Source organism: Duganella sp. CF402, assembly GCF_900109645.1.
Taxonomy (GTDB): Bacteria; Pseudomonadota; Gammaproteobacteria; order Burkholderiales; family Burkholderiaceae_D; genus Rugamonas.
Map to the genome: position 1 here is coordinate 2,557,355 of NZ_FOBG01000001.1, position 20,906 is coordinate 2,578,260.

Here is a 20,906-nt window from a genome sequence, read left to right on the forward strand (position 1 = left end):
ATCAATGCACCTCTACAGTTGCAGGAGCAGCCTTCTTCGGCGCGAAGTAGCCGCGCACCAGCACAAAGAACAGTGGCACGAAGAAGATGCCCAGGAAGGTCGCGCTCAGCATCCCGCCCAGCACGCCCACGCCAATCGCATTCTGGCTGCCGGAACCGGCGCCGCTGCTGATCGCCAGCGGCAGCACGCCGAGGCCGAAGGCGATGGACGTCATCAGAATCGGACGCAGACGCAGTTTCACCGCTTGCAGCGTGGCCTGTTTCAGTTCGACGCCCTGCTCTTGCAGCTCCTTGGCGAATTCCACGATCAGAATCGCGTTCTTCGCCGCCAGGCCGATCACGGTCAGCAGGCCGACCTGGAAGTAGACGTCGTTCGACAGCTTGAACACAAAGGTCGCCAGCACCGTACCAACAACACCCAGCGGCACCACCAGCAGCACCGAGAACGGCACCGACCAGCTTTCATACAGCGCGGCCAGGCACAGGAACACGATCAGGATCGAGATCGCATACAGCTGCGTGGTTTGCGAACCGGAGTCGCGTTCTTCGGTCGACAGGCCGGTCCACTCGTAGCCGATACCCGGCGGCAGTTGTTCCGCCAGCTTTTCGATTTCCTTCATGGCGGTACCCGACGACTGGCCCGGCGCAGGCGCACCAAGAATCTCGGTCGATGGCAGGCCGTTGTAGCGTTCCAGACGCGGCGAAGCGTAGATCCATTGGCCGGTCGAGAAGGCCGAGAAAGGCACCATCTGGCCGTCGGCGTTACGCACGAACCACTTGTTCAGGTCTTCCGGCGTCATGCGCGATTCGGCCGAGCCTTGCAGGTACACCTTCTTCACACGGCCGCGATCCACGAAGTCGTTCACATACGAGCTACCCCATGCAGTCGACAGCACCTTGTTCACATCCGCCACCGACAGGCCGAGGGCAATCGCCTTCTGCTGGTCGACGGTGATCTTGTACTGCGGCGTATCTTCCTGACCGTTCGGGCGCACGCCCACCAGCACAGGGCTCTTGGACGCCATGCCCAGCATCTGGTTGCGCGCCGCCATCAGCGCATCGTGACCGACGCCGCCGATATCCTGCAGCTGCAAGTCGAAGCCGCTGGCGTTACCCAGTTCCAGCACGGCTGGCGGGGCAAACGCAAACACCATCGCATCCTTGATCTGCGAGAACTTGCCCATCGCGCGGCCGACAATCGCATTCACGCGATTCGCTGCGCCCGGACGCTCGGACCAATCCTTCATCCGCACGAAGGCGATACCGCTGTTCTGGCCATTGCCGCTGAAGCTGAAACCAGCCACCGCGAACACGGAAGCGACAGCATCCTTCTCGTCGTTGATGAAGTGGTTCTCGACCTTTTCAATCACCTTCAGGGTACGCTCTTGCGTGGCGCCGGTTGGCAGCTGGATCTGCGAGAACAGCACGCCCTGATCTTCTTCCGGCAGGAAGGACGTCGGCAGGCGCATGAACACGAAGGCCAGCACCACCAGGATGATGCCGTACACCGCCAGCGAACGGCCGCCACGATTCAGGATCGAACCGACGATGCCCTGATACTTGTTGGTGCTGCGTTCAAAGGTACGGTTGAACCAACCGAAGAAGCCTTTGTTGGTCAGGTGATGACCTTTTTCCACCGGCTTCAGAATAGTCGCGCACAGCGCCGGGGTGAACACCATCGCCACCAGCACCGACAGCACCATCGCCGAAACAATCGTGATCGAGAACTGGCGATAAATCACACCGGTCGAACCGCTGAAGAAGGCCATCGGCACGAACACCGCCGACAGCACCATCGCGATACCCACCAGCGCGCCGCTGATCTGGCTCATGGACTTGCGGGTCGCTTCCAGCGGCGACAAGCCCTCTTCCGTCATCACGCGCTCGACGTTTTCCACCACCACGATCGCATCGTCCACCAGCAGGCCGATTGCCAGCACCACCGCAAACATGGTCAGCGTGTTGATCGAGTAGCCCAGCGCCGACAGGATGGCGAAGGTACCCAGCAGAACGACAGGCACCGCCATCGTTGGAATCAGCGTGGCGCGGAAATTTTGCAAGAACAGGTACATCACCAGGAACACCAGGATGACCGCTTCCACCAGCGTCTTCACCACTTCTTCAATCGACAGCTTGACGAATGGCGTAGTGTCGAAAGCGATGACCGCCTTCAGGCCGTGCGGGAATTGCTTCTCCAGCTGGGCCACTTTGGCTTTCACCGCGTTGGCGGTATCGAGCGCGTTGGCGCCGGTGGCCAGCTTGATCGCCATGCCGGATGCCGCCTTGCCATTGTAGCGCGCCAGGATGTTGTAGGTCTCGCTGCCCAGCTCCATGCGGGCGACGTCGCGCAGGTGCACGGTGGCGCCGTTGGCGGAGGTCTTCAGCAGGATAGCGCCGAATTGTTCGGCGGTTTGCAGACGGCTTTGCGCGGTCACCGTGGCGTTCAGCTGCTGCCCAGCCACTGCTGGCAAGCCGCCCAGTTCACCGGCCGAGACTTCGGTATTCTGCGCCGTAATGGCGGCCGATACGTCGGCTGGCGTCAGCTGGTAGCTTTGCAGCTTGGCCGCGTCCAGCCAGATGCGCATGGCGTACTGCGAACCGAAGTTGGTCACGTCGCCCACGCCTTCCACGCGCGAGATCGGATCGATCACGCTGGCGGCCACGTAGTCGCCGATGTCGGCCTGCTTCATCGAGCCATCTTCGGACACAAAGCCCAGCACCATCAGGAAGTTCTTGGTTGCCTTCGCCACCACCAGGCCTTGCTGCTGAACGGCGGCAGGCAGCAGCGGAGTCGCCAGCTGCAGCTTGTTCTGCACCTGCACCTGCGCGATGTCAGGATTGGTGCCGCTCTTGAAGGTCAGGGTGATGTTGACGCCGCCGGTCGAATCGGATGACGAGGACATATAGCGCAGGCCGTCGATACCCTTCATCTTTTGTTCGATGATCTGGGTCACGGCGTCTTCCACCGTCTTGGCCGAAGCGCCTGGATACGAGCCGCTGATCGAAATCGACGGCGGCGCAATGCTTGGATACTGCGAGATCGGCAGGCCGAGAATCGCAATCACGCCCGCAAGCATGATGACGATCGCGACCACCCACGCAAAAATCGGGCGATCAATAAAGAAACGGGACATGGGTCAGCTCCTTATTGCGCGCTCGTAGGGGCGGAACCGACGGCCACGGCGGCAGGCTTGGCGGGAGCAGCGGCATTCGCCGGTGCGCCCGGCTTCACTTTCTGCACGCCTTCCACGATCAGCAGGTCGCCTTCGTTCAGGCCCGATTTGACCAGCCACTTGGCGCCCAGGGTGCCGGTGGTGACCAGCGTGCGCTGCTCGACTTTGCCTTCCTTGTTCAACACCAGCGCGGTGGCTTCGCCTTTGGGATTGCGGGTGACGCCTTGCTGCGGCACAGCGATGGCGTGTTCGTTCACGCCCGACTCGATCACGGCGCGCACAAACATGCCAGGCAGCAGATCGTGCTTGGGATTCGGGAACAGCGCGCGCAGCGTTACATTGCCGGTGCCCGGATCAACCGTCACGTCGGAGAATTGCAGCTTGCCTTCCAGCGCGTACTTGGTGCCGTCCGACAGCAACAGGCTTACCTTGGCCTGACCGCCGTTTTTCTTCAAGCCGCCGCTCTCGATTTCACGCTTCAGGCGCAGCATGTCTTCGCTGCTCTGGGTGACGTCGACATAGATCGGGTCCAGCTGCTGCACGGTGGTCAGCGCGGTGGTTTGGTTGGCGGTCACCAGCGCGCCCGGCGTCACGGCCGAACGGCTGATGCGGCCGCTGATCGGCGCGTCGACGTGGGTGTAATCGAGATTGATCTTGGTTTGTTCCAGCGCGGCGACGGCGGCTTCCACGTCGGCCTTGGCCTGCTCGTGGGCGGCGACGGCATCGTCGTAGTCCTGGCGGCTTACGCCTTCGATGGCCACCAGGTCCTTGTAGCGCGCCACTTTCGGTGCGGCGGCCACCAGGTTGGCCTTGGCCTTGGCCAGTGCGGCCTTGGCCGAGTTGTACGCGGCTTGATAAGTGGCCGCGTCGATCTGGTACAGCGGGACACCGGCTTTGACGTCGGCGCCTTCAACAAACAGGCGTTTCTGAATCAGGCCACTGACCTGCGGGCGCACTTCGGCCACTTGATAAGCGGCGGTGCGGCCCGGCAGTTCGGTGGTGATTTGCAGCGCTTCGGGCGCCACCTTGAATACGCCCACTTCCGCCACCTGCTGCTTGTGAGGTGCTTCGGTCGTGGATTTGGAGCAGCCGGCCAGTACGGCCAGCGCAGAGATCATGGCTGCGGCGCCAGCGGTCCGCAGCAGAGGTTTTTTGCAGAAAAAGGCTTCCATATGATTGGGCTTTCTGTATAAAAATTAAGCACAGACTATAGAATGAACGATCATTCTAATTAAGTCAAGCAACTTTTTGCTGCGACGCCGCATGTTTAAGCCGGGCTTAAGCGTGGTTTAAGGCGGCAAAATTGCGGTCAAACAGCCGTCAAAACAGCGGCGTGCCGGGCGTGCAGTGCTACAATCAATTACTTTCTTTTTGACATCATTTCGGCCCGCCAGTGCAGCCCATGCCCCCGCCGTCCCCGACCACCCGCCCCCGGCTCACCACGCTGGTGACGGTCGGCGTCAGTGCGACGGTGCTGTTGACCGTGTTGGCATTGTTGATACTGGTCGACCATTTCGCCATCGATTACGCCCGGCGCGAGGCCGAGCAGCGCCTGCAGCAGCTATCCTGGCAAATGCGCGACGCCCTGAACGGCGTGGTGCGCAAAGCTGCCGGCGACGTCCAGCTGCTGAGCGAGCTGCCGCGCATCCGCGAAGGACGCAGCCCGGCCGAAGTGCGGCAGGTGCTGGAAAGCCTGCAAAAAACCTTCCCCGACTATGCCTGGATCGGCCTCGCCACCGTGGACGGCAAGGTGTTCGCCGCCACCCAGGGCGTGCAGGAAGGCGTGGACATCAGCGCGCGCGACTGGTTCAAGGCCGGGCGCCAGAAGATCAACGCCGCCGACTACCCGCCCACCACACTGCCCGGCACCAAGCTGCCTTACAACGCCGATCCGTGGCGCTTCGTCGATGCTTCCGGCCCGGTGCTGGGAGCGGACGGCCAACTGCGCGGCGTGCTGTGCGTGCGCATGAGCTGGGGCTGGGCGCGACGCATGGTGCAAACCGTGTTCGCGCCGGCCAGCCAGCAATATTCCGCCGATATTTTCGTGGTGCGCAGCGACGGCGTCGCCATCCTCGGCCCGCAAGGCATGGAGGACAAGACCATCCGCAGCGACAGCATGGAACTGGCCGCCAATGGCGCCAACGGCGCGCTCAAGGAAACCTGGGCCGACGGCCGCGACTACCTCACCGGCTACGCGCGCACCGGCACGCCCGGCGATCCGGCCACGCTGAGCTGGACCATCCTGGTGCGCCAGCCGGAATCGCTGGCCCTGTCCGGCGCGCGCGCGCTGGAACACCAGATCCTGCTGCTGGGGGCCATCCTCGGCGCGGTGATGGCGCTGGGCGCAGCGGCGCTGGCGGGCCGCCTCACGCGGCCGCTGAATGCCCTCAGCCGCGCCATCGAAGACCGGCTGGCGGCGCCGCCCGATGCGGCCACGCTGCCGGACGTGCGCCAGACCGACAGCTATCATGAAGTACAGGTGCTGTCGCGCGCCCTCAACGACATGCTGCGCACCGAGCAGCAGCACCTCGATGCGCTGCGCGGCATGAACGAACGGCTGGAATCCACGGTGGCCGAACGCACCCGCGAAATCGCCCGCAAGGCGCTGCAGCTGGAACGTGCGCTGGCGCAGGAACACACCACCCAGCAGCTGCTGCAGGAACGCGCGGCCGAGCTGCGGGCGATTCTCGACAACGCGCACGACGCCTTCATCGCCCTCGATCCGGGCGGCGTGGTGCGCGAGTGGAACCTGCAGGCGGAATGCCTGCTGGGCTGGAAGCGCACCGAAGTCATCGGCCAGCCGCTGGCGGCGATGCTGCTGCCGCCGCTGCTGCGCCGCGCCTACGAACGCGACATGCGCCAGCTGGCCGACAGCAGCGACGGCGCCGCGCCGGTGCTGAGCCGCCGGGTGGAACTGATGCTGCACAACCGCAGCGGCCAGGAACTGCCGGTGGAAGTGTCGCTGGCATATGTGCCGCGCAGCAGCGGTCATTTGTTCATCGCCTTCCTGCACGACATCAGCGAGCGCAAATCGCTGTTCGCTTCGATGGAAGCGATGGCGCTGAACGACACCCTGACCGGCCTGCCGAACCGCCGCGCCCTGATGCAGGCGCTGCCCGAAGCGCTGCAGCGCGCCAACCGCCTGCGCCAGAGCTGCGCCGTGTTCTTCCTCGACCTCGACCGCTTCAAGCAAGTCAACGACCGCTACGGCCACGAGGAAGGCGACGAGCTGCTGCGCCAGTTCGCCCAGCGCGTGCGCGGCGCGGTGCGCAAGACCGACACCGTGGGCCGCCTGGCCGGCGACGAATTCGTGGTCATCCTCGAAATGCTGCACAGCGACGCCGACGCCCAGGAAGCGGCCGACAAGCTGCTGCCGGCCTTGCAGCAACCGTTCGTGCTGAAGACCACCACCGTCTCGCTCAGCGCCAGCATCGGCATCGCCATCCACCACCCGGACGATCCGCAGGACATCGAAGTGCTGCTGGGCCGCGCCGACCGCGCCATGTACCGCCACAAGCAGCACGGCATGCAGCAGCGCGCGCGCCGCTAGGTGCGCTACCGAACGCCAGACTTTCAGTGCTTCAGCTAATATTTATCCGTCAAAAAACTAACGTTTTCGGATCTTATCAATGCAAGCACAAAACGGCGTTACTAGCGATTTTCTATCCACTGGCATACCCGGCCTGGACCAAATCCTCGCCGGCGGGCTGACCAGCGACCGGCTGTATTTAGTCGAGGGCGAACCGGGCACTGGCAAGACCACCCTGGCGCTGCAGTTCCTCAACGAGGGGGTGCGGCGCGGCGAGTCCACCCTGTACATCACGCTGGCCGAGACGTCGGTCGAGCTGCGCGCCGTGGCGCAATCGCACGGCTGGGACATGGCCGGCATCCACGTCGAGGAAATCATCCCCGATGAAGCGGCGCTCAACCCGGACCAGCAGTACACCATTTTCCATCCCTCGGAAATTGAGCTGGGCGCCACCACCCAGCGCATCCTGGCGGCGATCGAAAAATACCATCCGCGCCGGGTGGTGCTCGATTCGCTGTCCGAGCTGCAGCTGCTGGCGGAAAGCCCGCTGCGCTACCGGCGCCAGGTGCTGGCGCTCAAGCAGTACCTGAGCGTCCGTCACTGCACCACCATCCTCCTCGACGATCGCACCGCCCTCAGCACCGACCTGCAAGTGCGTAGCGTGGCGCACGCTGTGCTGACGCTGGAACTGGCCGACCAGGCTTACGGCACGGAACGCCGCCGCCTGCGCGTGGTGAAGTATCGCGGCGTGGCCTTCCGCGGCGGCGCGCACGACTACCGGATCATCCAGGGCGGGCTGCAAATCTATCCGCGCCTGGTGGCCGCCGACTCGCGCGCTGCGGCCCAGCGGCGCCAGCTCTCCAGCGGCCTGCCGGCGCTCGATGCGCTGGTCGGCGGCGGACTGGAAGAAGGCATGAGCACCTTGATTACCGGGCCTTCCGGCACCGGCAAGTCCTCGCTGGCGGCGCAGTTCGTGCACGCCGCCACGCAGCGCGGCGAGCCTTGCGCCATGTTCCTGTTCGAGGAGGGACGCCACAACATGTTGAACCGCTGCCGGGGCATTGGCATCGACCTGGACGGCGCCATCGAGCGCCAGCTGCTGACCGTGCAGCAGATCGATCCGGCCGAGCTGTCGCCGGGCGAATTCTCCACAGCGGTAACGCAGGCGGTGGAAAGCGGCACGCGCATCGTCGTCATCGACAGCCTGAACGGCTACCTCAACGCGGTGCCGGACGAGCGCTTCCTCATCATCTACCTGCACGAACTGCTGACCTATCTGGGCCAGCGCGGTGTACTGACCCTCCTGGTCGGCGTGCAGCAAGGCATGCTGGGCAGCGTCATGACCAACGCGGTGGACGCCAGCTACCTGGCCGACAACGTCATTCTGCTGCGCTACTTCGAGGTCAACGGCGAAGTGCAGCAAGCCATCTCGGTATTCAAGAAGCGCGGCAGCGCGCACGAACGCACGCTGCGCCGGTTTGAAGTTGGCGCCAACGGCCTGCGCGTGGGGCCGGTGCTGAAAGACTTGCACGGCGTGCTGACCGGCGTGCCGACCTATGACGGCAGCGGCGCGGAGTGAGCAGCATGGAAACGCGCATCCTGATCTACGCTCCCATCGGACAGGATGCGCCGCTCGCCGCCAGGGTGCTGGGACTGGCCGCCATCGACAGCCACGTCTGCGCCACGCTGGGTGAGCTGGAGCAGGAACTGGCGCGCGGCGTAGGCGCGGTGCTGACGGTGGAGGAAGCGCTGGCGCCGGGCGGCTTCAAGCTGCTGCGCGACTGCGTGGCGCGCCAGCCCGATTGGTCCGACCTGCCGATCATCCTGCTGACCGGCATCGGCGCCGATTCGCCCATTGTGCGGCAGGCGGTGGTAGCCCTGGGCAACCTCGCCCTGCTGGAACGCCCGGTGCGCACGCTAACGCTGATCACCGCCTTGCATGCCACGCTGCGCGCGCGCAGCAAGCAGTATCAGGTGCGCGAAGCGGCGCGGCGCAAGGATGAATTCCTCGCCAGCCTCGGACATGAACTGCGCAATCCGCTGGCGCCGATCCGCACCTCGGTGCAGCTGCTCACCCACCTGTATCCGGGCGCCGCGCCGGTGGCCCGCATCCGCGACATGGTGGAACGCCAGGTGCGCCTGCTGACCCGCCTGGTCGACGACCTGCTGGACGTGGCGCGCATCACCAGCGGCAAGATCACGCTGCAGCGCCAGCTGGTGTCGCTGGCGTCGGTGATGAACCATGTGAGCGAATTGTGCCAGCAGGCGTCCGACGCCAAACGCATCCACATCACCTGGCGGCTGCCGCAGCACGAGGTGATGCTGAATGTAGACTACGCGCGCGTGGTGCAAATCTATGCCAACATCCTGTCCAACGCGATCAAGTTCACGCCGCAGGGCGGGCATGTGACGGTATCCGCCACCACCGATGATGACACGCTGCTGGTCAGCATCCGCGACGACGGCATCGGCCTCGATGCCGCCACCATTCCGCGCATCTTCCGCATGTTCGAGCAAAGCCAGACCGTCAACGGCCAGTTCTCCAGTGGCCTCGGCATCGGCTTGAGCCTGTCGCGCCAGTTCGCCGAAATGCATGGCGGCACCGTTAGTGCGCGCAGCGAAGGCATGGGCAAAGGCAGCGAATTCCTGATCCGCCTACCGGTGCTGGACCACCACGGCGCGCGCGACGCCGTGCCGCTGGCGCAGCAGGCCGGCGCCGATGGCCGCAAGATGCAGGTGTTGGTGGTGGACGACAACCACGACGCCGCCGATTCGCTCACCGCCCTGCTGGAAATCGACGGCTTCGATGCACGCACCGTGTACGACGGCGCCTCGGCGGTGGCGTCGGTGCAGGAGCAGACGCCGGACATGATCATCATGGACCTCGGCATGCCCGGCATGGACGGCTACGCCACCGCACGCGCGATCCGCCAGATCGCCGGCGCGGAGCGCATCCTGCTGCTGGCCCTTACCGGCTGGGGCCAGCACGATGCGCGCCGGCGCACCGAGGAAGCGGGCTTCGACCATCACCTGGTCAAGCCGGTGGAAATGGGACAGATCATCCGCCTGGCCGGCGCGTGGCAAAACCACGAGCAGGTCCAGGCGGCGCGCTAGCTTACTGCTTACTGCTTACTACTTACTGCGGCTTGACGTTGGCCACTGCGCCCAGCAGATACAGGTCGTTGGTGCCTTCGAACGCCGAATCGGTGCCCAGCACGATCCAGAACTTGCCGTCCTTGTCGGCGGTGAAGGCGATCGCCTCGTCCGACTTGCGGGTGGCCTTGGCAAACTCGGTGCCGCCGCAATCGAGGCCATCGATGCCTTGCGTGCCCAGCACCTTGCCCTGCTTGCCGGAGTTGGCCTGGTCGCCGTGATCGAAGTTCAGGCGATAGCGGTTATCGCTGGCCTGCTTGACCACTTTCGGTTCGTCGGTGGTGGCGGCGGCTACCATGTAGATGCTGTCGCCGCGTGCACCGCCGACGCCGAAGCAGCCGGTGGCGGCGTTGGTGGCGTAGGTCATCTCAAAGGTCACGGTGTATTTCGCGTTCGGCACCAGGCCACTGAACTGGCGCTTGGTAAAGGTGAACAAGTCGTCGCTGTTGTTGTGCGAAATCAGGTAGTAGCCCATGCCGCCCACCGGCGGCGCCAGCTTGGACCAGCCAGCGCCGGTCTCGGTCGGCTCGTTATCGTCCTTGTAATCGGCCACGCCGGCAACCCAGCCGTCGATGCCCTTGCTGAAGTCGATGGTGATGGTGGACGCCACCGGCTTGGGCGGCGCCACCGGCGCCGCTTGCGGCGGTGGCTGCTGGAGGTTATCGCCGCCGCAGGCGGTCAGGGCCAGCAGCGCTGCCGCCGCCAAAGTGGAGTACAAAGTTTTTTGCATTATCAGTTTTCCCCTAGTGATGTGCGACGCTCTCGTGAAGCGCCGCAGGGCAGTCTACGGAAAACTTGTAAAGACAAAAAAGTAATTTGTAACGTGTGGTAAGTTACATTTTTTAACCACTATGACATGGACATTGGTTGCAAAAACCTTTATTTCCAGTCGCCGCGCAGGGCCGCCACGCGCTGCTTCAAATCGTCCGGCGACACGTCCTGCGGCGCCACCGGCGTGCCCACCGCCAGCGCCAGGCGCGAACGCAGGCCCTTGCGGAATACGCGCTCGAACACATTCTCCTGGTTGCGGCTCAACAGATGGCCCCATAGACCGCGCAGCGCCATCGGGATCACCGGCACCTTGGTGCGCTCGATGATCTTGGCGACGCCGCCCTTGAAGTCATTGATATCGCCGGTGCGCGTAAGCTGCCCTTCCGGGAAGATGCACACCAGTTCACCTTCGTGCAGCGCCTGTGCGATATCAACGTAGGCCTTCTCCATCAGCCACGGGTCTTCCTTGGCCGGCGCGATCGGGATGGCGCGCGCGGTGCGGAAGATCCAGCCCAGCAGCGGCAGCTTGAAGATGCGGTGGTCCATCACGAAGCGAATCGGGCGCGGCGCGGCGGCGCCGATCACGATGGCGTCGACATACGACACGTGGTTACACACCAGCACCGCCGCGCCTTCGGCCGGAATGCGCTCGGCGTCCACCACGTGCACGCGGTGGATGGTGTGGATCAGCAGCCAGGCCAGGAAGCGCATCAGGAATTCCGGCACCAGCGAGAAGATGTAGATCGCCACCACGGCGTTCAACAGCGCGGTCACGAGGAACAGCTGCGGGATGCTCAGGCCCTGCCCCAGCAGCACGATGGCCAGGCCGGCCGCCGCCACCATGAACAGCGCGTTCAGGATGTTCATGCCGGCGATGGTGCGCGAAATGTGGGCCGGGTCGCAGCGCAGCTGGATCAGCGCGAACAGCGGCACGATGAAGAAACCGCCGAACATGCCGATCATCAGCACATCGAACAGGATGCGCCACATGCCGTGCTGCGCCAGCAGCGCGAATGCATCGAGGTGCACGCCTGCCGATGCTGCCACCGCCGTGCTACTGAAGGCCAGGCTGGCAAAGTACAAATCCACGCCAAACACCGTCAGGCCAATGGAGCCGAACGGTACCAGGCCGATCTCCACCTTGCGGCCCGACAAGCGCTCACACAGCAGCGAACCGCTGCCCACGCCGAGCGAGAAAATCGTCAACAGCAGAACGAAGGCGCCGTGGTCGCCGTGCAGGTAATCCTTGGCGTAGACCGGGAACTGCGCCAGCACCAGCGCGCCGTAGAACCAGAACCACGAGTTACCCAGCATGGACAGGAACACAGAACGGTTCTTGCGCGAGAAATTGATATTGCGGATCGACTCGCCGATAAAGTTCCAGCTCACCTTGAGTTCCGGCGCCGGCGCCGGCGACAGCGGAATGCGGTAGGCGGCGGCCAGCCCCATCGCCGCAACGCAAACGGTGGCGGCGGCTTCCAGCAGCAGGCCGTGCGGCTGCTGCACCACCAGCACCGCGCCCAGCACCTCGCCCATCAGGATGCCGACGAAGGTGCCCATCTCGGTGACGCCGTTGCCGCCGATGAGTTCCTCCGGCTTCAACTGCTGCGGCAGGTAGGCATATTTGACGGGGCCGAACAGCGTCGAATGCACGCCCATGCCCACCACGGCGGCGATCAGCAGCCAGAGATGATGCGTGACCCAGCCGATGCCGGCCACGCACATGATGGCCACTTCCAGCCACTTGACGAAGCGCGTCAGGCTGGACTTCTCGAACTTGTCGGCCAGCTGGCCGGCGGTGGCCGAGAACAGCACATATGGCAGGATGAACAGGCCGGGAATCAGGTTCGTGACCAGCGACGGCGACATCGTGGTCCAGCTCATGGCATCGAAAGTGATGATGACCACCAGCGCGGTCTTGAACAAATTATCGTTAAACGCGCCGAGGAACTGGGTCCAGAAAAACGGCGCGAAGCGGCGCTGCTTCAACAGGGAAAACTGGTTGGGCTGGCTCATGTGCGGCGGTTCCGTTCAATATGAAGTTTCCGGAAAGATTGAACGGATTATAACCGCACGCTGGCGGCTCTTGGCATGCTTAAAAGCAAGGTGACTGCGGCCGATCAATCGGCCCAAGTCCCCAGTCATCCGTTTATGCGGCTCTGATTGGCATTGCAATGCTGATACGAGTCCCAGCGGCCAGTCCGGCGTCGATGCTGATCCGGCCGCCTGCCGCGTACACCCGTTCACGCATGCCGATCAGCCCGATGCCGGCCGAAGCCTGGGCCGTGTCGAAGCCCACGCCGTTGTCGGCGATCTGCATGCCCAACTCGCCCGCCTCAAGCGACAAGCTCACCGTCGCCTGCGTTGCACGTGCATGTTTCACGATGTTGGACAAGGCTTCCTGCACAATGCGATACGCCGAGATAGCAATACCGCTCTCCATGCCCGAGAAGTCGCCATGCGCGTGCAAATCGAAGCGGCAGCCGCTGCGCGCGCTGTCATAGTGGCGCACCATCTCCTCCAAAGCCCCGTCGAGGCCCAGCATATCCAGCACCTCCGGCCGCAAACGGCGCACCAGTGCCCGTCCGCTGTTGTACAGGCCCAGCGTCAGCTTGATGATGGATTGCGCCTTCTCGCGCACCTCGCCCTCCGGGCTGAGATCGGCAATCCGCTGCGCCTCCAGCCGGGCCGCGATCAGGGTCGCGTTCAACTCGTCGTGAATCTCCAGCGCGATGCTCTGGCGTTCGTCCTCCACCGCTGTATTGACTTTGCCGATCAGGCGCCGCTTCTCGGCATCGGCCTCTCGCAGCGCCTGCATCGACGCATGCAGCGACGCATTGAGTCCCTTGGCCAGCTGCCACGCCAACAGCACGCACGCCAGCAAGCCGAGGCTGGCGACCAGCAGTTCGACATAAAACCGGCGCGTCTGCTTGAGCAGCAGCGCCGACGGCGACATGGTCACCCGCACATAGCCCATCGTCTCCACCGTTGCGCCGCTGGCGCCGGCCGGCCGGTCCTTCTGATACGGCTTGCCATCCGGCCCCAGCATGGCGACCCACATCAGGCGCTTGAGCACGGGAGCCTCGTAGTAGCGCGCCTCCGGTTCGCCGGCGACGCGGGCAGCCGCATGCACCAGCTCGCGCCGCTGCGCGTCCAGTACATCGATGCGATAAATGCTCGGATCGGCGCGCAGCAGGCCGTTGATGGTCAGCTTCAAATCATCGTAGCGGTGCGACACCAGGCTGAACTCGCTGCTGTCGGCCAGCACCTTGGCCACCAGCGGACCGCGCTCGGCCATCTCCTCGTGCACTTCCGACAGGCGCGACTGATAGGCGTACCAGACAAAGCTGGCAAACAGATAGGCCAGTGGAATGGCGGTCATCGCCATCAGCCGCGTGCGCACGCTCCAGCCGCGCCAGACTTGCCAGCGCATCAGGGCTCAATCAGGCCATGCTTGACGGCCAGCTTGGTGATGTAGGCCGGACGGTGGACGCCCAGCTTTTCCTTCACCGCCTGGCTGATATTGCTGATGGTCTTGGTGGAGACATCGAGCTTCTCGGCGATTTCGGCGTTGGTCAGCCCTTCCGCCATCAGCGTAAAGATTTCCAGCGCGCGCTCGTCCAGTTGCGACTGCGGCGAGACGTCGCCGCGCACCGACAAATTGGCCAGCCGTTCGGCGATATGCGGCAGGAAGTACAGCTCGCCGCCATGCGCCCGCCGCACGGCGGCGGCCAGGTCTGAAGGATCGCAGTCCTTGGTCATGAAGGCGCGACCGCCGAGACGGTAGGTTTCCTTGATGAGGCTGTCCTGGTCGAACTGGCTGAGGAAGACGATGGCGGCCGATGGTGTGTCGGCGAGAATCTGCTTGGCCACATCCAGTCCGGTCAATTGCTCGCCAAAGCGAATGTCGAGCACGAGCACATCCGGCTGCAACTGACGGTACTGCGCCAGCGCCTCGTCCGGCGTACGCGCCTGCGCCACCACTTCCAGCCCCTGCCCCTCCAGCGACATGGCAAAGCCGGTCATCACAATCGGATGGTCGTCCGCCAGCATTACGCGTATTTTCTTCATTTTACTACCTCTAAGTGCATTCCATTGCTTGATGGTGGAAGCATAACACACCATGACAGCGCAAAAAGCGCTTTGTTTTTACTATTCAATGGAATAGTATACTTCCAATACATAGCAATATTTACCACCACAGAGGAGTAGTCATGAATCAAAAGAAGAACCTGACGGGCATGACCACGGTGGTCCTGCTGCATGTACTGCTGCTGGCCGCCTTCTTGCACGGATCGAAGTTGACCGTGTTCCATTCAGCGCCGCCGGTGATCGATCTGGTGCCCAATCTGGATCCGCCGCCACCCAAGGTGCGCGACGTGCAAGTGGATGAACCGGTACTATCGCCGCCGAAGACGATCTTCGTGCCGGAACCGGTGGTGGACGTCTTCACCGATGCGCCGCCGCTCAGCAGGACCACCGAGCGGCCGCCTGAACAGCCGCCCGTGGCGAGGCCGGCCGACACCGGCGACGTCAAGGCGGCGCCAGTCAAGGCCGCACCCGCCGTGGTCGCCGCTGTGGTGGACGCCAACGCCTGCACCAAACCGGACTACCCCAAGTCCTCCCTGCGCAACGGCGACACCGGCACCGTCATGCTGGCCCTGCTGATCGGCACCGATGGCAAGGTGGCCGACTCGCGTATTGAGCGTTCCAGCGGCTTCCGCGAACTCGACCGCGCCGCCCAGGCGGGCCTGAGTTTATGCAAGTTCAAGCCTGGTACGGTGGACGGCGTAGCCCAGCAATCCTGGACCCGCATGCAGTACGTCTGGAGCCTGAACGATTAAGCCCAGCCGCCGCAGATTTGCATTATTTGCTACGCTTCTATATAATGTTGCCCCTGCGAAACGTGACGTGTAGTCCCGTTTCGCTTTTTCGCCCCACTATAAGAGAGAGCAACATGAAAAAAACTATCTTCGCAGCACTGATCGCAGCCCTGGCGGCCCCACTGGCAGCCCAAGCTGAAGGCGCCTACATCGGCGGCAACGTCGGCCGTGCCGAGCAAAAAATCGAAGTTGATGGCTACAGCTTCAAGGAAAGCACCACCGCGTACAAACTGTACGGCGGCTACACCTACAACCAGAACTTCGGTTTCGAAGTCGGTTTTGCTGACCTGCGCGAAGCAGAAAAATCGGGCAACGGCGCGCGCATCGCTTCCGAGCCTAAATCGATTTACCTGGCCGCTACCGGCACCCTGCCGCTGAACGAGCAGTTCTCGGTGTTCGGTAAAGTTGGCGTGGCTTCGACCCACGTGAAAGTATCGGCATCGGCTGCTGGTTTCTCGGACAGCGCGTCGGACAACCGCACCTCGCCATATATCAGCGTCGGCGCATCGTTCGCGCTGAACAAAAACGTGAGCTTCGTGGCTGAGTACGAAAACTTCGGCAAGATCGCCAAAGACGGCGGCGACCACATCAAGGCAGACTTCGTGTCGGCCGGCGTGCGTTACTCGTTCTAAGCACCACCACCGTCGTTCCGGCGCAGGCCGGAACCTATAGAACGCTTGAAGTAAAGCACACTCAGTATGGATTCCGGCCTGCGCCGGAATGACGGCGATTCACGAAGCTGAGAGAGTTACTACTTCAATGAGCGGTGGCTTTTCCAGCGGTTTGTCAGTGCACAGCACCATCGACAATTCCGCATGCGGCAGCACCAGGCAATGGCCGCCGCCGGTGATGCCCAGCTTGAAGCGGGCTTCCTTCTCGCTCCACAACCGGTAGAAACCTTCCACACGCTCATCGCCGGACAGGCCTTGCAGGCGCTCCCACTGCGACATCTCGACACTATCGAACGCCTGCGCCGCCAGCGCATTGAGGTCGCGCGTCCCGTCCTTCATTTCAATGTCCAGCCCCAGCGCAGTGTGCGCGCTGACCGCGCACGCCACCCAGCGGCCGCTGTGGGCGATGCTGAAACCGGGCTGCACGCCCTTGATCACCGGCGCGGCCAGGCGCGGCGCCTTGCCCACCTGCTCTTCCAGCTTGATCTCCTGCGGCGTCACGCCGAGCAAGCGGCCCAGCGCCATGCGCAGCAGCACCCGGCCGACCACGAACTGGCGCTGCCGCTGCGCGCGCACGAAGCGCTGGTGGCGCGCCATCTCGCCCGGCGAGAGCCAGCCGCGCAAGCGCTGCAGCTCGGCGTCGGTCACCGCGTCCGCATCCACCATCCAGAAAGAAGCCTTCGTCATCGTGAGAACTATTGCCCTGAACCAAAAGGGCATTATAGTACGACGACCGGCTTAGAACACCCAGAGTTTGTCCGTAGGCAGCTGCAGCCAGTAACGGCTGCCCGGTTCCAGCCGGTAGCGCGAGTAGGCCCGCAGATTGGTCTGGCCGTCGTCGCTCTTGAACAGGCATTCGAAGCGGTCGCCCAGGTACATGCAGGTCAGCAGCGGCAGTTCGATGGCGTTGTCGACTTGCGTGGCGCTGATCTTCACCTCTTCCACGCGGATGATGGTGGTGCCCTCGGCCGCCGCGCCGCGCGCCGTCGCTTGCAGGCGAGTGCCGTTGACGTCGAGCTGCACCTGCTGGCCGTCGCGCTGCACCACGCGCGCCGGCAGCTTGTTGTTACTGCCCATGAACTCCGCCGTGAACAAGGTCTCCGGCGTTTCGTACATGCTTTGCGGCGTGCCTTGCTGCTCGATCTTGCCGTTATTGAGCAGCAGGATGCGGTCCGAAATTGCCATCGCCTCGGCCTGGTCGTGGGTGACCATCAGCGCCGACAAGCCGAGTCGCACAATCAGCTCACGCAGGAAGGCGCGTGCTTCCTCGCGCAGCTTGGCGTCGAGGTTGGACAGCGGTTCGTCCAGCAGAATCACCGGTGGGTTGTACACCAGCGCGCGCGCAATCGCCACGCGCTGCTGCTGGCCGCCGGACAGCTGGTGCGGGAAGCGCTCGGCCAGATGGCCGAGGCCAAGGTTCTTCAGCACGTCGCTGACCTTGTCCTTGATTTCAGCGGTACCCAGCTTGCGCAGCTTGAGACCGTAGGCCACGTTGTCGAACACCGTCTTGTGCGGCCACAGCGCGTAGGACTGGAACACCAGCCCGAGGTTGCGCTGCTCGGCCGGCATTTCGAAACCGCGCGCGCCGTCGAACACAGTGCGGTCGCCGATGGCGATGGTGCCGGCCTTCGGGCTTTCCAGCCCGGCCACGGCGCGCAGCAGCGTGGTCTTGCCGCTGCCCGAAGGCCCCAGCAGCGCCACCACTTCGCCTTTTTGCAGGTGCATCGATACGCCCTTGAGAATCGGGTTGGCGCTGGCGCCGCTGCCGTAGTCCAGGTGCAGATCATTGACGGTCAGTTCGTTAGTCATGATGTCTCGTTTCATAATGTTCTCTTAGCTTACTTACCTAGTTATGCAGCTTGATGCCGAAGCGCAGCGCGATCCCGAGGCCGACTGCCACCAGCGCGATATTGATCAGCGAAAGCGCCGCCACCAGATCGGTGGAGCCGGTCGCCCACAGCGACACCAGCAGCGCGCCGATCACCTCCGTGCCCGGCGACAGCAGGTACACGCCGGTCGAATACTCGCGTTCAAAGATCAGGAACACCATCAGCCACGCGCCGAACAAACCGTATTTGATCAGCGGGACGGTGACATCGCGCGTCACCCGGCCGCGCGTCGCGCCGACCGCACGCGCCGCTTCTTCCAGCTCTGGCCCCACTTGCAGCAGCGCGGTCGAAATCAAACGCATGCCGTAGGCCAGCCACACCACCGAATACGCCAGCCACAATGCGAAGATGGTGGAGCGCAGGGAGCGCAGCATCGGGATCGCATGCTCGCTAAGCCAGATCGCCGCGCCGTTGTCCATGCCCTTCAAGGCGCCATCCAGCCAGCTAGGCACGAACAGGAACACCCACAGGAAGGACAGGCCGGCCAGCAGGCCAGGCACGGCACGCGGCACCAGCACGCTGTAGTCGAGGAAGCGGGTGATCATGTCCGGCTTGCGGTGCATGGCCAGCGCGATGGCGCAATAGCAGATCACCGCGCAGCCGCCGCCGACCACGCCGATCAGCACCGTGTTGAAGATGCCGCGCACCAGCGCCGGCTGCTCCAGGATTTCACGGAAGTGCTGCAAGGTCAGCACGTCGGCCAGCTTCACGCCCTCGCCCCAATACTGGACGAAAGAGCGCAGCACGATGCCCGACATCGGCATGATGATGGTGAACATCAGCCAGCCGAAGATCAGCGCGAACGCCAGCCACTTCCAGCGGCCCAGCGGCATCGCCTTGCTGCGCGCGCCCTTGCCCTTGATCGATACGAATTTATTGGATGACTTGAGCAGCCAGCGCTGCACCATCACCAGCGGCAGCGTCACCATCACCAGGCAGACGGCGACAGCAGCCATCAGGTGATACGACGGTGTACCGAGCTTGTTGGTCAGCTTGTACAGATAAGTGGCCAGCACCATGTGGCCTTCCGGATCGCCCAGCACCAGCACCAGCCCGAAGACTTCAAAGCCGAGGAAGAACACCAGCACGCCGGCGTAGGCCAGCGCCGGCGTAATCATCGGCAGCGAGACGTTGAACATCACCTGCAGCGGCGAGGCGCCGGTGACGCGCGCCGCTTCTTCCACATCCGAACCGAGGCTCTTCAGCGCCGACGAGGCGTACAGGTACACGTGCGGCACGTGGGTCAGGCCGGCGATCACCACGATGCTGGTGAATGAATAGATATTCCACGGGATGAAGCCGAGAATATCCTTGGCCCACAGCGAGTAGAAGCCCACCGGCCCCATCGCCACCACATAGCCGAAGCCCATCACCATCGGCGACACGAAGATCGGCACCAGCAGGCATGGCGCAATGAAGCCCTTGCCCGGCAGGTCGGTGCGGATCATCAGGAACGCCAGCATGCCGCCCAGCGGCACGGCAATCAACGCCAGGCCGCTCGCCAGCCAGAAGGCGTTTTTGAAGGCCACCGCAAAGTCGGGATCTTCAAAGATGAAGCGATAGGCATCCAGGCCCAGCTCCTTGGCCGGCATGAAGAACGGCGCATTCAAAAAGCTTTGATAGAAAATCAGGAACAGCGGCAGGAAGATGGCGCAGGAAGCCAGCGCCACGACCACGCCGCGCGGCCAGTTGAAGCTTGGCCGGCCGGAGTGAGCGAGTGTTTGCATGATGAGGACCTCTTACTTTTTGCCTGCGGTTTCTTTCCACTGCTTGAGGAAGGCCATGCGCTTGGCCGGTCCCAGGAATTGCAGCAGGATCGGGTGCACCGGCACCGGCTTGATCTTGTCGTTGCCGATTTGCTTGATCAGTTCCGCCGACGTGGTTTCGCCGGTGACGTCGGCACGGATCGCAAACAGCTTGGAGTCGTTGGCGATGATGGTCTGGCCGCGATGCGACAGCATGTAGTCGAGCCACAGCTTGGCGGCGTTGACGTTCTTCGCTGCCTTGTTGATGAAGAACACGCGCGACATCACCAGCGTGTAATCTTTCGGCAGCACCACGCCGATCGAAGGATCGGTCTTGGCGCGCACCAGCGCGTAGGAGCCCAGCACGTTGTAGCCGATCAGGTTTTCGCCCGACGAGATACGCTCCATCATGGTGCCGGTCGACGATTGCACGCGCACCTTGGCCACGCCGAAGGCGTTTTCCAGGTCGATGAACTTCGCATACTCGCGCGCATCCTGCGTCATGAACATAAAGCCGACGCCGGATTTTTCGATGTCGTAGGTGGTGACCTTGTCCTTGAACTTTGGCTGCTGGATCAGCGCCATGAAATCGGCGTGCGTCTGCGGCACTTCCTTGGCGTCGACCAGACGCTTGTTGTAGACGATGGCGGCCGGTTCGAAGGTGGTGCCGTAAGCCTTGTCGTCCCACACCGCCCAGCCGGGAATCTTCGACGCTTCCACCGACTTGTATTGCAGCGCGTAGCCGTCCGAGGCCAGGCGCATTTGCAGGTCCATCGCCGACGACCACATGGCGTCGGCGGTATTGCCGCCGGCCGCTACTTCGGAGATGAAGCGGTTGTACACCTCGGTCGAATTCATGTCGTTGTATTCGACCGTGATGCCAGGGTACATGGCGCTGAAATCCTTGATCAGCGGCTGCGTGGCCTTGCTGTCGGTGGCGCCGTAGATCACCAGCTTGCCCTCTTTTTTAGCGCCGTCGATGATCTTCTGGTAATCGGCCGGATAGCCCGCCGGCACCTGCGCCAGCGCCGATCCGGCAAAAAACGCGCATGCGGCGGCCACAGTGGTCTTCACTATCATCATAAATCTCCAA

The 20,906-nt window shown here is 63.3% G+C and carries 15 protein-coding genes; 5 read left to right on the forward strand and 10 right to left on the reverse strand.

Features of this window, described 5'->3' with window-relative positions:
- Nucleotide 1: 1 nt before the first annotated feature.
- Both BMZ70_RS11480 and BMZ70_RS11485 read right to left on the reverse strand, forming a co-directional pair.
- Nucleotides 2–3,133 carry an efflux RND transporter permease subunit gene (locus tag BMZ70_RS11480; protein ID WP_092273889.1) on the reverse strand — a complete coding sequence of 1,044 codons (3,132 nt, stop codon included), beginning with the start codon at nucleotides 3,131–3,133 and terminating at the stop codon, nucleotides 2–4.
- 11 nt (nucleotides 3,134–3,144) lie between these two features.
- Nucleotides 3,145–4,344, reverse strand: coding sequence for an efflux RND transporter periplasmic adaptor subunit (locus BMZ70_RS11485; protein ID WP_092273892.1), 1,200 nt, complete (start codon nucleotides 4,342–4,344; stop codon nucleotides 3,145–3,147).
- Nucleotides 4,345–4,574: 230 nt separating this feature from the next.
- On the opposite strand from BMZ70_RS11485, the gene BMZ70_RS11490 reads away from it, so the two are divergent.
- The 3 genes from BMZ70_RS11490 to BMZ70_RS11500 all read left to right on the forward strand — a co-directional run bounded on the left by BMZ70_RS11490 (nucleotide 4,575) and on the right by BMZ70_RS11500 (nucleotide 9,815).
- Nucleotides 4,575–6,722 carry a diguanylate cyclase domain-containing protein gene (locus tag BMZ70_RS11490; RefSeq protein WP_092273895.1) on the forward strand — a complete coding sequence of 716 codons (2,148 nt, stop codon included), beginning with the start codon at nucleotides 4,575–4,577 and terminating at the stop codon, nucleotides 6,720–6,722.
- A 79-nt stretch (nucleotides 6,723–6,801) separates the two neighbouring features.
- Entirely contained in the window at nucleotides 6,802–8,280 is a 1,479-nt protein-coding gene (locus BMZ70_RS11495; RefSeq protein ID WP_092273898.1) for an ATPase domain-containing protein, read from the forward strand.
- Nucleotides 8,281–8,285: 5 nt separating this feature from the next.
- Entirely contained in the window at nucleotides 8,286–9,815 is a 1,530-nt protein-coding gene (locus tag BMZ70_RS11500; protein WP_092273901.1) for an ATP-binding response regulator, read from the forward strand.
- A 22-nt stretch (nucleotides 9,816–9,837) separates the two neighbouring features.
- On the opposite strand, the gene BMZ70_RS11505 is transcribed toward BMZ70_RS11500, so the two are convergent.
- From BMZ70_RS11505 to BMZ70_RS11520, 4 genes are all read right to left on the reverse strand, one after another.
- A complete protein-coding gene (locus BMZ70_RS11505; RefSeq protein WP_229205378.1) occupies nucleotides 9,838–10,584 on the reverse strand; it encodes a hypothetical protein in 747 nt (248 codons plus the stop codon).
- 149 nt (nucleotides 10,585–10,733) lie between these two features.
- The gene (locus BMZ70_RS11510) at nucleotides 10,734–12,641 is read right to left on the reverse strand and encodes an MFS transporter (protein WP_092273904.1); all 1,908 of its coding nucleotides are present in this window, start codon (nucleotides 12,639–12,641) and stop codon (nucleotides 10,734–10,736) included.
- A gap of 133 nt (nucleotides 12,642–12,774) precedes the next feature.
- Nucleotides 12,775–14,058, reverse strand: coding sequence for a sensor histidine kinase (locus BMZ70_RS11515; protein ID WP_092273907.1), 1,284 nt, complete (start codon nucleotides 14,056–14,058; stop codon nucleotides 12,775–12,777).
- Entirely contained in the window at nucleotides 14,058–14,696 is a 639-nt protein-coding gene (locus tag BMZ70_RS11520; protein ID WP_092273910.1) for a response regulator transcription factor, read from the reverse strand. Before BMZ70_RS11520 ends, BMZ70_RS11515 begins: the two co-directional genes overlap by 1 nt.
- Before the next feature lie 143 nt (nucleotides 14,697–14,839).
- Here BMZ70_RS11520 and BMZ70_RS11525 point away from each other — a divergent pair, with 143 nt between their 5' ends.
- A complete protein-coding gene (locus tag BMZ70_RS11525) occupies nucleotides 14,840–15,469 on the forward strand; it encodes an energy transducer TonB (RefSeq protein WP_092273914.1) in 630 nt (209 codons plus the stop codon).
- Nucleotides 15,470–15,582: 113 nt separating this feature from the next.
- The gene (locus BMZ70_RS11530; protein ID WP_165403487.1) at nucleotides 15,583–16,140 is read left to right on the forward strand and encodes an outer membrane beta-barrel protein; all 558 of its coding nucleotides are present in this window, start codon (nucleotides 15,583–15,585) and stop codon (nucleotides 16,138–16,140) included.
- A gap of 99 nt (nucleotides 16,141–16,239) precedes the next feature.
- On the opposite strand, the gene BMZ70_RS11535 is transcribed toward BMZ70_RS11530, so the two are convergent.
- Genes BMZ70_RS11535 through BMZ70_RS11550 form a run of 4 tightly spaced genes read right to left on the reverse strand, consistent with a single transcriptional unit; the run spans nucleotide 16,240 to nucleotide 20,893 of the window.
- On the reverse strand, nucleotides 16,240–16,866 hold the full coding sequence (locus BMZ70_RS11535; protein WP_092273920.1) for a 4'-phosphopantetheinyl transferase family protein: 627 nt from the start codon (nucleotides 16,864–16,866) through the stop codon (nucleotides 16,240–16,242).
- 51 nt (nucleotides 16,867–16,917) lie between these two features.
- Nucleotides 16,918–17,988: an ABC transporter ATP-binding protein gene (locus BMZ70_RS11540; protein WP_092273923.1), complete on the reverse strand. Its 1,071-nt coding sequence runs from the start codon at nucleotides 17,986–17,988 to the stop codon at nucleotides 16,918–16,920.
- 37 nt (nucleotides 17,989–18,025) lie between these two features.
- A complete protein-coding gene (locus tag BMZ70_RS11545) occupies nucleotides 18,026–19,795 on the reverse strand; it encodes an ABC transporter permease (protein ID WP_092273926.1) in 1,770 nt (589 codons plus the stop codon).
- A gap of 12 nt (nucleotides 19,796–19,807) precedes the next feature.
- The gene (locus BMZ70_RS11550; RefSeq protein WP_092277768.1) at nucleotides 19,808–20,893 is read right to left on the reverse strand and encodes an ABC transporter substrate-binding protein; all 1,086 of its coding nucleotides are present in this window, start codon (nucleotides 20,891–20,893) and stop codon (nucleotides 19,808–19,810) included.
- Between the last annotated feature and the right edge of the window lie 13 nt (nucleotides 20,894–20,906).